10 protein-coding genes are annotated in these 17,177 nt (G+C 40.2%); 2 read left to right on the top strand and 8 right to left on the bottom strand.

Going from position 1 to position 17,177, the window contains the following annotated elements:
• Positions 1-177: transposase domain-containing protein (locus tag Q0954_RS27940; protein WP_299463127.1), on the top strand; the 177-nt coding region annotated here is incomplete at its 5' end.
• Between the two features lie 4 nt (positions 178-181).
• On the opposite strand, the gene Q0954_RS27935 is transcribed toward Q0954_RS27940, so the two are convergent.
• The 6 genes from Q0954_RS27935 to Q0954_RS27910 form a co-directional block, all read right to left on the bottom strand.
• Positions 182-754 carry a leucine-rich repeat domain-containing protein gene (locus Q0954_RS27935; RefSeq protein WP_299463124.1) on the bottom strand — a complete coding sequence of 191 codons (573 nt, stop codon included), beginning with the start codon at positions 752-754 and terminating at the stop codon, positions 182-184.
• A gap of 76 nt (positions 755-830) precedes the next feature.
• Positions 831-2,063 (bottom strand): leucine-rich repeat domain-containing protein, encoded by a 1,233-nt coding sequence (locus Q0954_RS27930; RefSeq protein WP_299463121.1) that lies wholly within the window; start codon positions 2,061-2,063, stop codon positions 831-833.
• A 10-nt stretch (positions 2,064-2,073) separates the two neighbouring features.
• Positions 2,074-3,243: a hypothetical protein gene (locus tag Q0954_RS27925; protein ID WP_299463118.1), complete on the bottom strand. Its 1,170-nt coding sequence runs from the start codon at positions 3,241-3,243 to the stop codon at positions 2,074-2,076.
• A gap of 77 nt (positions 3,244-3,320) precedes the next feature.
• Positions 3,321-4,487 carry a leucine-rich repeat domain-containing protein gene (locus Q0954_RS27920; RefSeq protein ID WP_299463115.1) on the bottom strand — a complete coding sequence of 389 codons (1,167 nt, stop codon included), beginning with the start codon at positions 4,485-4,487 and terminating at the stop codon, positions 3,321-3,323.
• A 77-nt stretch (positions 4,488-4,564) separates the two neighbouring features.
• Complete coding sequence (locus Q0954_RS27915) at positions 4,565-5,641, bottom strand: hypothetical protein (protein ID WP_299463112.1); 1,077 nt, start codon at positions 5,639-5,641, stop codon at positions 4,565-4,567.
• A gap of 99 nt (positions 5,642-5,740) precedes the next feature.
• The gene (locus Q0954_RS27910; RefSeq protein ID WP_299463109.1) at positions 5,741-8,317 is read right to left on the bottom strand and encodes a hypothetical protein; all 2,577 of its coding nucleotides are present in this window, start codon (positions 8,315-8,317) and stop codon (positions 5,741-5,743) included.
• A gap of 717 nt (positions 8,318-9,034) precedes the next feature.
• Between Q0954_RS27910 and Q0954_RS27905 the strand changes: the two genes are divergently transcribed.
• Positions 9,035-11,767: an AAA family ATPase gene (locus Q0954_RS27905; protein WP_299463106.1), complete on the top strand. Its 2,733-nt coding sequence runs from the start codon at positions 9,035-9,037 to the stop codon at positions 11,765-11,767.
• A 533-nt stretch (positions 11,768-12,300) separates the two neighbouring features.
• On the opposite strand, the gene Q0954_RS27900 is transcribed toward Q0954_RS27905, so the two are convergent.
• Together Q0954_RS27900 and Q0954_RS27895 are read right to left on the bottom strand one after the other, a co-directional pair.
• Complete coding sequence (locus Q0954_RS27900) at positions 12,301-13,404, bottom strand: complex I subunit 1 family protein (RefSeq protein WP_299463103.1); 1,104 nt, start codon at positions 13,402-13,404, stop codon at positions 12,301-12,303.
• A gap of 166 nt (positions 13,405-13,570) precedes the next feature.
• Entirely contained in the window at positions 13,571-16,855 is a 3,285-nt protein-coding gene (locus Q0954_RS27895; RefSeq protein WP_299463100.1) for a S41 family peptidase, read from the bottom strand.
• Positions 16,856-17,177: the final 322 nt, after the last annotated feature.

The following is a 17,177-nucleotide window of genomic DNA, read 5'->3' as shown; positions in this document are numbered from 1 at the left end:
CTCTTCGCAGGATCACACGATGCCGCTCAAAGGTCGGCGGTCATCTATACCTTTTTCGCCAACTGTCACAAACACGACGTAGACCCCTACAAATGGCTCAAGTACACTCTGGAAAACATCATGGAGGCTCCTATTCAAGATATTCAGAAATTTTACCCGCAAAATTTTAAAAAATAACACCCTATAAAGACGTTGTTGCTTGGCTTACCTGTACTTCGTGGAATGGATACCTTTGTAATACAATTTCCTTAAGTTTTTTTAGCTGTCCAAACTCTTTTGGATAGGATTTCACCTTGGTTTCTCCTAAGCCCAAAAACTCAAGTTTTTTTAAGCTCCCTATCTCTGGTGGTAGTTCAGTAAATGGATTCGCTGACATATCTAACCTAATTAAGTTGGTCAGTTTTGCAACCTTTTGTGGTACTCGAGTAAGTTTATTATCTGTAATATCTAACCATCGCAGGTTTTTCATTTCAAATACTGTCGCAGGTATTTCGCCTAGCTCACAACTTTCCAAAGATAAATATTGCAGATTTTTAAACTGATCAAGTTTAGACACTATTTTGTTATATGATCCTCCTGATAAACTTAACTTAATAATTGAGTCAGGCTTTTTAATAGCCTCTTCAGGCGCTAGAGCCTCCATTTTTTCTAATGCTTCCATACTTAATAGTTTCACGGTGTTTTGCTTGTTTTGGGCGCAACTGGTCAAAGTAAACAAAAGCAGGAAACTAACTAACCCAATATATTTTTTCATCTTATTTCGTTTTCATCCATAAAAAAGCCTTGCCCCCACCAGGAACAAGGCTTGCCAATATACCAAAACTTTTTGTTTAAAACTTAATCTCGGTATTTGGTAATAGTTTTTTGATCCGGGCTTTTTCTTCGGGGGGGAAACTATTTACTTGTAAATTCAATGTTTTAAGTTTTTGTAGGTCCTTTATTTCTTCAGGGAGCGTTTTTAAAAAATTCCCTCTTAGATTTAAGGTAGTTAAGCTTGTTAGTCCTCCTATATTTGTAGGCAATGATTTTACACCATAAACCTGTAATAGATTAAGCGAAGACATCGCTTTAATATTTGCAAATAATTGCTGTACATCCTCTTTATTCTCCATTTTCAAACGTAAAGCTAACTCTTTTACTTGAGTCAATTGTTGAAGGTTTTCTGGTACTTGCCTAATATTTTCTAAATATAAATACTCCAATCTAGCTAGTTTTTTCAAAAATGGGATAGACTGTTTTACATCTAAACTTTTACCATCTATCAATAACCTTTGTAAGCCTGGTAGTGTAGGCAAATCCATAGGTAACACTTTTATATCAGATCGTGTGAGCACTACTTCCTTCAATTTTGGTAATTTAGCTAGTACCTTAAATGTTGTTGATAAATTAATACTTGGATTTTGGTTTAACCATATAGAACTTAAGGATGCTAAGCCTTCATATTGTTTAGGTAAAGATGTAACATTGCTTTTTTGTAAAATTACCTCTTTCAAATTTTTCAATTTAGAAAACTCAGGTGGATATGATGTCAATTTAACATTTGATAAATTCAAATGCTCTAACTTACCTAAATCACCTATTTCTGCTGGTAATTGAGTAAAACTATTAAATGCAATTTCTAGTTTTCGTAAGTTGATAAGGGAACCTATTTTTTTAGGTAATATTGCTAACTGGTTATTCACGATGTTTAAAACTTGTAACTGTTTTAAATCAAATACAGCATTTGGCACTTTGTCTAACCCGCAACTTTCTAAAGACAAATACTGCAGATTTTTAAACTGAGCTAAATTTTTGATATGTTTGGTACCTACTCCACCCGTCAAATCCAGCTTGATTACTTCTTCAGGCTTTTCAATGGGTGCTTCAGGGTTAGTTCCCTTCATCTTTTCCAATGCTTCCATACTTAATAGTTTCACGGCGTTTTGCTTGTTTTGGGCGCAACTGGTCAAAGTAAACAAAAGCAGGAAACTAACTAACCCAATATATTTTTTCATCTTATTTCGTTTTCGTCCATCAAAAAAAGCCTTGCCCCCACGCAGGAACAAGGCTTGCCAATATACCAAAACTTTTTGTTTAAAACTTAATCTCGGTATTGGGTAATAGTTTTTTGATCCGGGCTTTTTCTTGGTCGGAGAAATCGTTTCGTGTAAGGTCTAATAACTGTAATTTTGTAAGGTTTTTAATTTCTTCGGGAAGCGTTTTCAAACTATTACCAATGAGTTTTAAGGTTGTCAATTGGACAAGTTTACCTATTTCTTTGGTCAAAGGTTTAAAATCATCACCATACACATGTAAATACTTTAGTGAAGACATTCCTTGTAAGCTTATAAATACTTGGTCTTGTTCTTCTTGAGTATTTTTTGTCAACATTAACTGTAAGGTTTTTAGTTTTTTTAATTGTCTAACGTCTTTTGGTAAAGTTTTTAATACGCTCATGGTTGAGTACTCAAGTTTCGGTAACTCTCCTAATAACTTTAATACCTGACTTGTATTTATATCCTTATCACCAAACTCAAACTTTTTTAGGCTTTTCAGCTGAGTTACTTCTTGTGGCAAAGTAGTTACATTACAGTTGTCATAAATTAACACCTCCAGATTTGGCAGTTTAGTCAATACACCAAACACTTGTTTAGAATCAATTTCAGGGTTAAAGTGCAAATAGATGTTTTTAAGTGAAGATAGCTTACCCAATACCTCAGGTAACTCTTTCACATTAGCCATTAGGAAATTGATTGAATGTAATTTTTTTAAATTCGCAAACTCCTGTGGGTAAGTTTTAATTTGAGTATCTGCTAAACCTAACTCCTCAAGTGCCGTTAATTTACCAATTTCGGCTGGCAATTCAGTAAAAGGATTATTTCCTATGTCTAGACTACGCAGTCGAGCTAATTTGCCTATACTTTTGGGTAGTTTATCTAACTTATTATCCACTATATTTAACCATTGCAAATGAGGTAAATCAAATACTACTTCTGGTATTTTACCCAACTCACAGCTTTCTAAAGATAAATACTGCAGATTTTTAAACTGAGCTAAATTCTTGATATGTTTTGTACCTACTCCCCCCGTCAAATCCAGTTTAATTACCTCTTCAGGCTTTTCAATGGGTGCTTCGGGGCCAGTGCCCTTCATCTTTTCCAATGCTTCCATACTCAATAGTTTCTTTGCGTTTTGCTTATTTTGGGCGCAACTGGTCAAAGTAAACAAAAGCAGGAAACTAACTAACCCAATATATTTTTTCATATTATTTCGTTTTCATCCATAAAAAAGCCTTGCCCCCACGCAGGAACAAGGCTTGCCAATATACCAAAACTTTTTGTTTAAAACTTAATCTCGGTATTTGGTAATAGTTTTTTGATCCGGACTTTTTCTTCAGGGGGGAATTTATTCATTTCTAGATTAAGGAGTTTGAGGTTTTTAAGCTTTTTTATTTCTTCTGGGAGTGTTGTTAAAGCATTACCAGCCAAACGTAAGTATTTTAATTTTTGAAATTGCTCTATTTGCTTAGGAACCTCCTTTCCACCGCCACCATAAACCTGTAAATCTTCAAGAAGTTTTACTTTTGCTAAGTTATCAAATAGAGTTTCCCAATTTGTTTGTGTTGGTCTTTGTAACCAAAACGTTGCTTTTTTAAGTTGTTTTAGCTTTTCCACTTCTTCTGGAAGGGCTGAGAGTTTATAAATGTATATAAACTCTAGCTTAGGAAGATTTTTGAGCGTTGTTAGAGCTTGTTGTACATCAAGCACCTTAGCATCAATTGAGAATTTTTTAAGATGAATTAAACCTGAAAGTTCTGATGGTAATTCTTTTATATTACTATTGGTCAATACTATCTCCTCCAATTTAGGTAACTTAGACAAAACCCCACAAACTTGTTTTAGGTTAATCTCAGGGTTATAGTTTAAATATATTGCTTTCATAGCACTTAACTCACTAAACTGTTCTGGTAATGTAGTCACATTCCCGTTTTGCAATACAATTTCTTCAAGCTTACTCAACTTACCTAATGCTTTGGGGTAAGATTTTATATTAGTATTGATTAAACTTAAAAATTTCAACTCTTTTAAATTCATGAACTCTGTGGGCAGACTTTCTAATGGATTATTACCCAAATATAAAACTTGTAAGGATGATAACTCCCCAAAATCAGCCGATAAGTTACTTATCTGGTTAGACGAAATATTGAGATACTGTAAATTTTTAAGCTTAAAAACACCCGCAGGAATTTTGCCCAACTTATTAGCTTCTAACTTTAAGTATTGCAAGTTTTTAAACTTACCCAATTCATGAAAATACTTTTGTTCTACATTTACAAGGTTTAACTTCACTACTTCTTCGGGACTTTCTAATGCCTTTTCAGGCGCTAGAGCCTCCATCTTTTCCAATGCTTCCATACTCAATAGTTTCACAGTTTCTTGCTTGTTTTGAGCGCAACTGGTCAAAGTAAACAAAAGCAGGAAACTAACTAACCCAATATATTTTTTCATATTATTTCGTTTTCATCCATAAAAAAGCCTTGCCCCCACGCAGGAACAAGGCTTGCCAATATACCAAAACTTTTTGTTTAAAACTTAATCTCGGTATTTGGTAATAGTTTTTTGATCCGTGCTTTTTCTTGGTCGGAGAAAACATTACTACTCAAGTCTAATAGTTTTAGCTTGGTAAGATTTTTAATTTCTTCGGGAAGCGTTTTCAAACTATTACCAATGAGCTTTAAGGTTGTCAATTGAGTGAGTTTACCTATTTCTTTAGTTAAAGGTTTAAAATCTTTACCGTATACATGCAAATACTCTAACGAAGCTATTCCTTGCAAATTTTCGAAAACTTGATCTTGTTCTGCTTGAGTATTTTCTACTAAAAGTAATTGTAAAGTTCTTATTTTTTTTAGCTGCTGTATTTCTTTTGGTAAAGTTTTTAACCTACTTATGGTTAAATCCTCTACCTTGGTCCCCTCCCCTAACAATCCTAATACTTGATTTAACTCAATGCTTTTATCACCTAATGTAACATTTTTCAAATTTTTCAACTGTGTTACTTCTTGTGGTAAAATAGTTACATTACAATTGTTATAAATTAACGTCTCTAGATTTGGTAGTTTGGCCAATACTTTAAAAGCTTGTTTAGAATTAATGTCAGGGTTAAAATGTAAATAGAGTGTTTTAAGTGAAGATAACTTACCCAATACCTCAGGTAGCTCTTTTACATTAGCCATCCGAAAATCAATTGAGTGTAACTTTTTTAAATTAGCAAATTCCTTTGGGTAAGTTTTAATTTGAGTATTTGCCAAACCTAAATCCTCAAGTGTGGTTAATTTACCAATTTCAGCTGGCAATTCATTAAAAGGATTACTTCCTATATCTAACCTACGTAGTTGAATTAATTTACCTATACTTTTAGGCAATTTGTCTAACTTATTATCTACTATATTTAACCACTGCAAATAAGGTAAGTCAAACACTGCCTCTGGTATTTTACCCAACTCACAGCTTTCTAAAGATAAATATTGCAAGTTTTTAAACTGGCTTAGTTTCTCTAAATACTTTTTACCTGCTCCCAATGACAAGTCAAGCTTTACCACCTCTTCAGGCTTTTCAATGTTTCCTTCAGGGTTGGTGCCCTTCATTTTATCCAATGCTTCCATACTCAATAGTTTCACAGTTTCTTGCTTGTTTTGAGCGCAACTGGTCAAAGTAATAAAAATCAATGCCAGCAGGCTTATATACGTTTTGCTATACATAGTTTATTTTTTAAAAGTTTTTCCCATTTTGGGTGATATAGGATTGGCTTTTTCTAACTCTAGTTTTATAACTTCTATATCTAAAGCAAATTTAAGAGTATCATATACTAAAAACTCTACAGAATGCTCAGTTTTATCCCCTTTTTTCTGGGCTGGTACATATTTATATTTCATCGAAAGTTGCAAATAATTTTTGATTTCCAAAGCAGGTCCATCTAAACCGTAGAAATTTGTAAGATTTTGTGATACTTTGTCAAATTTAAACTGACTGGCAGTAGCCCCAATTAGATTAAGCCCATCCCCTATTTGAGGGTATTTACTTTCTTGCGAAAGCCTGCCTACAGCAGCAGTAACACTGGTAAGAATGGTACTTCGCAACCATTTTTGTCGCCCAGTAGCATCCTTAAAGTATTTAAGTTTATTCATCAACCAACCCATAGATACCGTAGGCACAATTTCTATCTCAAGTTCCTTGAGACTAAAGTCACCAGTAGTAACGAACTTAATTCCTGCTTCAATAAAACCTTTGTCCTGTCCAGCAAGGAACTTATCTGGATTTGCTGGATCGGGTACATTCAATCCAAGCTTTGCTTTGAAGGCAAATGTTTTGATGTTTTCACCTATTTGGTAATAGTCTTTCTCAGTAGGCACTACCGATTTGCCTTCTTTTTTCCTTTTGTCTTCAGCGTTGCCTATAGAATCTTTGTCTATCCGATTACCCAACAAGGTTTCAGCTTCTGCTTCAAGAGACAATTTTTTAAGAGCTCCTATGTTTTTACCTAACTCTAAACTTGCCGTGATTTTAAAGTAAAAACCACTTTCTACATAATAATCTCCACTTTTTATTACTCCTTTTACCTTATTAGCCCAAGCCTCTGCCCCAGCAAAGTCTTCTGATGCTTTTTTCGGATTTTTTTCCTCACTAAAGGCTGCATTTAAAAACATATGTAAAGCAAGACCAGCTTTTTCTTTACTCTTCATAAGTTTGCCTTTCCATAAAATCCCTCCTATAGCATAACCAATTACTTCCTCTAATAAACTGTGATGGATTAAGCCGCTGGCTTTCATACGTAACCAATGATAAAAATTAAATTGGTATAGTTGTAAGGCATGTTGCCCAGATGCCCCTTGGGCTTCTATATAACCTCCTGCTTTAAAAGAAACATCTGCAATTTTAGGTATTTCACCTTCCACTATAAAACCTAACCTACTATGGAGCTTTATTTTTCCTCCATCATTCTCAAGTTCAAACATAGTATGTAAGCCTGCTTTTACCTTAGATGGTATCTTTAATTCTAGTTCAAGTTTAGCTTTACTTCCATCATGAGGCACTAACTCATCAATGGTATTACCCAAAATCTTAAAGAAGCCAGGTAAATTACTTACTGTACCGTTTTTGTTAAAAGTTCTTTTATGCTCTTCTTTTTTCTTTTTCTCCTTCTTCCTCTTTTCCTCATCATCCTTATCATACTGTGCCTGCACATACTCATCATAAGTACATTTATACTCTACGCGGTTGAGCTGAGAAGAGTAAGTATACACATACATATGCTTAGAACCCTTTCCGTCTAGCCAAGCTACTGCCACATCGGCAAAGCCTTTTTCATCTATATTATCGCCTATGGGGTTGTTGCCATTGCTGGGTGGTATCCATTTGTCTTTATTATGTTCTTTAATGGCATTGGTAATAAACTGGTGGGTAACGGTCTCAAAGCTGTCGTTGTTGTATACCCTGGCAAAAAAGCTGTAAGTTTCCATCCAAATGATATGGATAAAGTTGTTTGAGTGTCCTTGGGTCAAAGACATTTGCGACAAAAGCGCCCCAGAGTGTTGAGCTTGTGCTGCCCATTTCTCAAAATTGAGAATCATATTGCCCTGGTTAGGATTTATTCTGATAGAAACTCCAGGCTGCAGGGGGCCCTCAAGCCCTGCCTTCAGTACTTGTTCGGGCAAGCCAGTTTTTTGGCTAATAAAAGCAAAATCGTCGTTTAAGAGCACCACATAACGCAAATATTTGAGGCTTGGAGGATTAACTTCGTCGCTTTTGTTAGCCCAAGTCTTTTCATCGGGGCGCATATCTATGCTATCAAGGCGTTGTGGCGAGATATAACCTACATGGGGGTTGCTCAAAATCAGGTTTTTTGCCTTGTCGAGGTATAACGCGTAATTATCTTTGGTGGCGTCGAGCTTCAGTAGGTCGTCCATGCCTATATATTGGGCGCCCAATGGCAAATGAATCTCGTCTCCTTCTTGCGCTCCTTTGCTCCAGTCTATGTGGTCGTTAAACTTTTTAAACTCCAGGTAGCTCATTTTTATTTGCTCTGCCTCGTGGTGCCTGCGCCAAAAGTTATAAAACGAACCATCCACCGCATAGCCCTTGTAGGTGTGAGTTTCGTATTGTTTGGTGAGTATTTGCTTTTTGATGGCAGCAGTTTTATCGATGCTTTCCTGCAGCCACGAATTTTGCTCGATTACCTCGTCCTGGTCATACAAAGACTGTAAATGATCTTCATCTGACCCAAAAAACTCCTCTTCCCAAAAACCAGGCGGGTCTAACTTTTGTTGATGCTTGTTCATCATAAGTTGTACTTGTTGTCGGTGTATTTAGTACAATAGTCCATAGTATTTAGTCGATAGTCCATAGCTGATTCGAGTAAATGTTCACCTTGTTAAATACTGTAAACCAGTATTTTATATTGAGATTGTATACTCACTTTATTTTTAAAAGTGTTTCGGTTTTATGCCTAAACATCCAATTAAATAGTTTTTAAATTCATAAATAACTGATAAACAGCAAACAACTTTGACTAAAAATCACTGCGGAGTATTGTTTAGTAAGTAAGTGGACAAAATTAAATATATCTAATATGCAAGTATAACTATCATATTATGAGAGAGTTATCTTTACTTATAGCTAATTGCACCGATATTCATCGGTATCTAAGGACTTGCTGCTACTTAATGGTTGAAAAATAAAGTATCCATTTGGAGATAGAGATTTGCTACTGAGGCGAGGCATTTTTTGCGCTCGTAGCAGCGCTACGGGCAATAAAAATAACGAAGCATCAGGAGTAAGGGTCATTTCCTAAATCGAAAGCTTACAGTCCCGATTCATCGGGGGTTATTTTTTGTCCATTACTTAATCCTTATTTTTTATATATTGAGCACAGGCAGGGCAAAATACAAAGAAACCCCAGAGTTGACAAAACATCTATCATTAAAAACCAGCACAAGCCAAGTTTTTTAATATATTTAACAAGCATTCACAAAACCAAGTATCATAACCACACCATCATTATGGAGTCAGAACAAATTTCGGAAGAAAACAAACCAGAGAGTAGCTACAACCACCAAGAAACCACCCAGGAAGAAACGACTGTTGCTTTGGATACTTCTCAAAAGATGCTCCCCATAGAACAAGTCAAGAAGCTGAACCGGGTGGTAGCTTTGCGCCGATCGGTACCCAAAAACGACCACCTGGATGGGGTACACCGCGAACTCAACTGGTGGCTAAAAATCATCTGGTGCCGTTATCAGGCTCCTGCTGGAGCACACGATTTTAAAGATTTTTTTGAATTGCCTGACTTTAATGATGATCCTATTGTTTTTCCAACCATAGAAACCGAAAGTCAGTATGGCAAGTGGCTCCAAAAGCATGGGGTAAGCAAAGAATATAGCATTCGTTTATTGCTTGCCACTGCCATGGCATTGAGCCTCAACGATTCCTTGTTTTTTGGCTTACAAGAGCTTACCAAACCCCGGGTGATATCGTCGTTGGTAGGCGGCAAACTCGAAGAACAAGGGAGGCGTTTCTTACCCTCTATCCAAACCGTACTATACTTGTTGGCAGGCGCCGACTTAAACAATCAAGCCCGGTATCAACTGTCTTTTCGCTCCAACGCCGATAAACTCCGAAAACTAGGCATAGTGCTTACCAACCCTAACAGTCGCTACTCGCAAGCCAACCTCAGCGACGAATGGAAAAACCTCTTGATCTCGCTCAACCCCAACATCTGGCAATACTTTTTGGGCGGCAACATGCCCCTGCCCGAAGACAACCAGGACTTGCCCATTACCAAGCTCGATACCCCGCTTACTTTTGACGATTTGGTGCTCAATGATGAAACCAAAAACGCTTTGACCCCTTTGCTCAATTACGCCCGCAATGGCAAAGACTTTTTCAATGATGCCGAGGCAAGCGGTCACTTCAAGAGCGGCTACATTAGCTTGTTGCAAGGACCTCCGGGCACGGGTAAAACCCTCATTGCCACCACCATAGGCAAAGAGGTGGGGCTGGTGACCTATCAGCTGGAACTTGCCCAAGTAGTGTCTAAGTACATCGGCGAAACTTCTAAAAACATCAACCAGGTGTTTGAAGAACTCACCCGCGCCATTGACCACCTCAAGGGCGAGCCCAGCATTTTGTTTATCGACGAAGCTGACGCCCTCATTGGCAAACGCTCTGAGGTAAACGACAGCAAAGACCGCTACGCCAACTTTGACGTGAGCAACTTGTTGCAAAAAATTGAGAGTTTTCCGGGACTCATCATTTTGGCGTCCAACTTTCAGCAAAACCTCGACCCCGCCATTCAACGCCGGATTGGGGCTACTATATTGGTGCCGCCACCCGAAGCCGACGAACGTACCCAATTGTGGAAAAACTACCAACCTGCCAACCTGGAGTACCCCACCGATAACTTTGCCCGCATTCTGGGCGAGAAGTTCAGGCTTACCGGGGCACAAATCAACAACATTATGAAGCAGGTGGCGCTGGCGGTGTATGGCAGCGAGGTAAAGGTGCTCGACTACGATTTGCACCTGGAGCCCGCCATCAAGAGCGAATTGATCAAGTTTAATGAGGTGTATGTGCGCCCCCGCGACCTGATGAACGAAGCCCAGGTAGACGAGGAGGAGTACTTGCAACAATTGCTATGGGAACGCGCCTTGCCCCCCAAATGGCAGTACAACCCGCTGTATATGCCCCGTATTTTGAGTCGATCGGTAGTGCTCACCGAAGAAGATATCAAAGCGTTGGTAAAAAAGGTCAAACGCCGTTGGGAAGGGGGACCTTACCACGACATTCCTTTCAAAGAGGGCATAGAGGTGGTTTTGCGTGATTTGTGCGCGGTAAAAAACCTGAACTGGAACGAGATTCAGGCAAAAATTTACGAGTTGCTGGAAGAAGAAAAGGCGAAAACCCAAAAAGAAGCGGAGCAAAAAAGCAGCCGTACGATGCAGCTGGTAGACCTGAGCAAGCTCAAGGAGATGGGCCGAGAAAAGGACAAGCAAAAAGAGGAGGACAAGAAAGAGGAGGGCAAGAAGAAAGAAAAAGCTGCCCAAAAGAAGTTAACTAAAGAAGAACAAGCCGCTCAGGACAAGTTGCGCAAAGCTGCCGAAGAAAAAGCCCGCCAGGAGGCAGAAGAGAAAAAGCTCAAAAGGATATTGTCGCCCGCCGAGGCCGAAAAGTTTTGGCCGGAGCCTTTGCCCCAAGGCTTTGCTTTTGCCCGCAAAGATATGGTGAAAAACATGGCGCAAATTTATACTTTGAGCAAGTGGTACATTATACAAATTGTAGAAAAGGCAGCCGAATTAGCGAAAGCAGACGAGGCGCACGAAACCAAGGCAAATGGCGATATAGAGATCAGGGCGAGCCACCTGCAGAGCGCCATGGATGTAGTGGCGGCTGAGATTGGCGAGGCAAAGGGCGAAAAACTAGACCGGGACCATTTTCTGCGCCAGGACTTGAAGGAACAGCGCCAAAAGGAGAAAGAAAAAGACGAAAAGCGTCGTAGCCGGGTACCAGGCTGGAAAGATGCCCCCCGTTATTGGGCAACTGCCCCCCCAGAGGGCTACGCTTATTCACGCGGCGACTTGCCTACCAACCTTGCCAAGTTTTATCCCAATGTGTCGGTGGGGGCTATGGAGGATATTTTGCGGCAATCAACCGAATTTATTGGCAAAGATGAAGCACCACTTATTGCTTATTCTGAGCATATTCTAAAGGCAATAGAGAAGTATGGATTGCAGTAGTAACGACAAGCTTTAAGGACTTGCTGCTACTTAGGAGGGGTGGGTTTTGTTTTCTCGTTTTTGCAAATAAGAGAGTGAGGAGGGAGCTCTGCGTAAGCTAATTACGAATTTGAGAATTACGAACCGACCAAAGGGAGCTCTGCAAAGCTAATTACGAATTGGCGCAAGGCGAGACTAAAAACTTCTAACTACGCTTTTTGTAAATAACTGAAAATCAGTGTTATACAAAAGCGTGGTTACTTGTGGAACAGGGTGTAGCACCGATATTTATCGGTATCTAAGGACTTGCGACTTGTCGCTTGAAGCACCGATATGCATCGGCATCTAAGGACTTGCCCCCCTGTCAGGGCTATGGACTAAATAAATTACGAACCGACCGAAGGGAGCTCTGCGTAAGCTAATTACGAATTGGCGCGAGGCGAGACTAAAAACTATGGACTAAATAAATTACGAATGGCTTTGCCCAATTCGTAATTCTCAATTCTCAAACTCCCCTTCGAAACGCCTAAAAAAGCGGGGTTTTAGGATAGCGATTACACCATCCACAAGCGCCAAATGCCCGACAGTAATACTATGGCAATGGCAAACGGAATGAGCACTTTCCAGCACAAATACATCAATTGATCTACCCGCAATCGAGGGTAAGTCCAACGTACCCACATTTGGATAAATACCAACACAAAGGTTTTACTCATGAGCCAGAAGGCGCCCGTAATATAGCCATAAACGGTACCAGGAGCCCCACTTGTCCAGGTGGCAAGCTGCACCGCTCCTATGTTGGGCAAAGGGGTGTTCCAACTGCCCAAAAACAAGATGACGGCTAAAAAACTCACCAACAACATCATGGCATATTCGGCAAGCATCATCATGGCAAAGCGTATGCCTGAGTATTCGGTATGAAACCCTGCAATGAGCTCAGACTCTGCTTCTGGAATATCAAAAGGAGCTCGGTTGGCTTCGGCAAGGGTACCAATAAAAAATATAACAAAGGCGATTATAAGAAAAGGGGCTCTGACAATGTTCCAGCTAAAGAAACCACCCCAGTGGGTTACATCTACGCCCAAGGCTTTGAGCCCAAACAGGTAGTTTGTGTCTTGGGTATGGGCTGGGTGAGACTGCACCCATATTCCTTGCTGAAAGCTCATGTCCTGTAAGTCGAGCGTTTGGGTAATCATCACTACGGCAAGCACTACCAAGCCCACCGGAATCTCGTAAGACACAATTTGCGCCACCGAGCGCATGGCTCCCAATAAAGGGTATTTACTGTTAGAGGCCCAGCCAGCCATTAAAATACCAATGACATCGAGCGACACAATGGCCAACACATATAATAAACCCACTGCTGCACCTGAGCCGATGAGTTCGGGCGCAAATGGTATGGCGGCAAAGCCCGCAAACACTGCCACAAAAATAATGATGGGGGCAATCTTAAATATCCACTTGTCGGCATTGGTAGGTACAATGTCTTCTTTTTGTATCAGCTTGAGTATATCTGCCAAGGTTTGTAGCAAACCCATAGGGCCTACCTCCATAGGGCCCATTCGGTCTTGTATAAACGCCGACACTTTACGCTCTACATATACTCCAATGAGGGCAAAGGTTAATACAAATGGTAAAAAAATGAGGAATGCGATCATGGCTTTCTATACTCTGGGCTTTTTTGTAGTCTATCTGATCAAATAAAAAAGGCTGGGCTGAAGAATCAAAATATTTTGTACTTTTTATAAGAGATAAGGCACATAAAAAAAGCACAGGATAAAAACCCTGTGCTCAAATAATACTATTTAAAGAATAGATATGGTCTTACTTATTCTTTTTGCTCGCCTGGTTAGCAGCCACTTGTTTCAACATTTCTTTTACAGCGGCTTGTATTTGCTGATCTTCGCCCTTGCTCACCTTGTCAAAATCATTGTTTACCTTAATGTCGGGCTCCAATTGCTTGTTTTCAAGGTAAGTGCCATCGTTTACCCGCATGCCTACCTGAGGAATACCAAAAGTCAAAGACCTGTCCTGGAGGGTTTCCCACCATACTGCAGTACCAGTACCAGGCACAGGCATGCCCACCAACTTGCCTATTCCTAAGGTCTTGTAAACAAACGGAAACATGTGGGCATCAGAGTAGTTAGACTCATTCATTACCACCACCGAAGGCTTGGTCCACTTAAACTGAGGCTCAGAGCCTAAGTTTTGTCCACGTGGTACAAACTCCAGGTATTTTTTGCCATTCAAAAAAGTAGCCAGGTCATCGTGTAACCAACCACCACCATTGAATCGGGTATCTACAATCAACGCCGACTTGCCTGCGTGCTTGCCTAGAGCATCTTCGTATACCTTACGGAAACTACCCTCATCCATGCCTCTTACATGCACATAGCCCACTTTGCCTTTTGACAGTTTGTGTACCATCTGTTCCATTCTGTTTACCCATCTCTTGTAGCGTAACTGAAACTCTTGTCGGCGTCCGATAGGCTTGGTAGTCTCTTCCCATCTTTGCTTGGTTTTAGGGTTATACAACGACAACAACGTGTATTTGCCTTTTTTGCGATTCAGCAGTTGATAAGGGTTTGTTTCAGGGCTTAGCTCAATGCCGTTTATTTTTTCTATAATCACTCCTGCCTTTATTTTGGTTCCCGCCTTGTCAATGGGGCTTCCTTTCATTACCTCGGTTACTTTGAGCCCTGTGCCGGTGTGGCTGTTGTCATAATAAATACCCAAGCTTGCGGTAGCATCAGCATTTTTGTGACGGGCACGGTAAAAACAACCCGTATGCGAAGCATTCAATTCTCCCAACAACTCGCTCATCATATCGGCGTAGTCGTGGTTATTGTTGATGTGGGGCAAATACTGAGCATAGGCCTTTTTTAAACCGTTCCAGTCTACCTTGTGCAAGTCTTTGAGGTAAAACTTTTTTTGTACCTGGCGCCACATGTGTTCATACATATATTCACGTTCTTTGGCTTTGTTTAGCAACATCTCGCCACTAAAGCGAATACTTTTTCTTTTACCACTTTTGGGGTTTATTTTGCTAATACCGCCAGAAGCCAACAAGAAGATATTCTTTTGGTCTTTGTCCCATCTCATACCCCCACCTCTTGAGTTGAGTTTTGCCAAAATTTTGGTTGCACGCGTACGCAGGTTGCTTTCCCAAAGGTTGTAACCTTTCTCGAAACGTGCCAGGTAATACAGTTTTTTACCATCTTTAGACACCAAAGCCGAGCTCAGGTTAGACGAGTGAATAGTCAGACGAACTTTGCGATCTTGTATCCCTTCCAGTTCTATTTTGACAGGTTTGAGTTTTTTGCCCCCTTTTTTATCTCCTTTCTTGGTTTTCTTACCTTTGGCTTTAGCCGATTTGTCTTTCTTTTTTTTGTCTTTTTCCCTTTCTTTCAACAAAGCATAGTCTTCTTTGCTTAGCTTAAACTTATCGTAAGCATCTTTGGTAAAAAACATGGCATAAATGTCCATTTGACTCCCCCAGCTTGCCTGACTGCGCATACCGTGGCGGTCAGAGTAATAAAACATCATGTCGCCACTCATTGCCCAGGTACCTCCTCCATCAGAGTAGCCACTTTGGGTGAGGTTGTGTACTGGGTTTTTGGTTCCTTGTGAACTTACCAGCCCTACTTCGCCAATCCACTGTTTACGAGGCAGAAAATCAACCAAAAACCATTTGCCATCCGGCGACCAATCGTAGTACTGGTCTCCATCAATGTAAGAGTAGTTTTTATTACCAGGCACAATGGTTCTTATTTTTTTACTGGCAAGGTTGATCACCCTTAAGGTGGTGCGTTCTTCGAGAAAAGCTACCTCTTTGCCATCGGGCGAATACTTGGGGTCAAAAGTTTCTTTGTTCGACTCCAACACTGGCGTTTCTTTGAGTATGGTAGCACTAAAAAAGTATTTCTCTTCTTTGCGACTCAACGAAGTTTGGTACAGGTTCCAGCTACCGTTGCGCTCACCCGCGTATAAAATAGAGCGTCCATCAGGGCTAAAGCTAATATTACGTTCTTGCTCTGGGGTATTGGTTATACGTTTGGTAGTTCCCCCTTCGATAGAAGCGGCAAACACCTCTCCACGTACTACAAATGCCACTTCTTTGCCATTAGGCGATATTGCCAGGTCGGTAGCTCCCCGATTGATCGATACGATTTCTTCGGGGTTATGGCGATCTTCACTAAATATTTTGATGTTCACTTTTTGAGGCGAACCATTGCTTGTTTGGGTGTATATTTCGCCCGCGTAGCGGTAGCAAAGTGTCCCATTGTTGGCACGGCTCAAATCTCTTACCGGATGGTCTTTAAACTGAGTCAGAGGTTTCTTTTGCTGGTTGCTCAAAGTCATTTCAAATACATTGATACTCCCTTTTTCTGCGCTTAGGTACACCATTGTTTTTCCATCTTCCGAAATAACCGGGTTTAAATCTTCTCCCTTGAAACTGGTCAGTTGAGTAAAAGTATTGGTGGCAGGCACATAGCTCCACACATCACGGGTAACCGAAGACGTATGGTGTTTGCGGCGGGTATCTTCGTATCCCTTCTGGTCTTGAAAAACCATCACTTTTCCAGCTTTGTCGTAGTTGGCGTATAAAGCAGGTGTAGTCAATATTTGGGTAGGTTTGCCTCCTTTTAACGATACTTGATAAAGCTCTGACATTGCTCCAGAAGGAAACATTGCGTTTTGGGCATTGTCCAAACGGCTTGATTTAAATAAAATAGCCTTGCCATCTGGAGTAAAGCTGCTAGGCTCGTCGTTAGAAGAATGGTAAGTCAGTCGTTTGGCTTGCCCACCTTGTATCGAGATAAGGTAAATATCAAAGTTGCCGTAACGGTCAGACATAAAAGCAATGTTTTGACCATCTTTTGACCATATTGGCTTCATGTCGTGTCCCTTGTGCAAGGTCAACAGAGTGGCAGTGCCTCCTTGTGTGGGCACCTTGTACAAATCACCTTTGTAACTAAATACAATGGTGTTGCCATCGGGCGAAATAGCCGGAGTATTGGTCCAGCGTGGGCTAATTTGGGCGTGGCTATACAACCCTACGCTCATAAGTAGCAGGGTTAAAAGCAGTCGATAATGAATTTTTCTCATGATTATAATTTGGTTTTAAAAAACATAGAATGTTATCACCATACATAGATGGTTACATCACAGCAGCCGTATTGCTCCAAGGCTGCAGCACGCTTGTAATGAGTACATACCCGCAAATATGGACAAAATAATGTATTTAAACCTGTTTTGGCAGGATAAAATGTAGCGAAGAGAGGGGAGGGGAGAGCAAAAAATAAGGCATAAGCTATTGCCTATGCCTTGATTTTTTTAAGGTTTTTTTATGCTCAATACTCCGCAGTGATTTTAGCCAAAGTTGACTACTGATTACCTTCGGTGAGCACCGATATACATCGGTATCTAA

It is taken from the genome of uncultured Microscilla sp., assembly GCF_947493425.1.
Classification (GTDB): domain Bacteria; phylum Bacteroidota; class Bacteroidia; order Cytophagales; family Microscillaceae; genus Microscilla.
The sequence above is the reverse complement of the archived record's forward strand: the minus strand, read 5'-3'. Positions and strand labels throughout refer to the sequence as shown.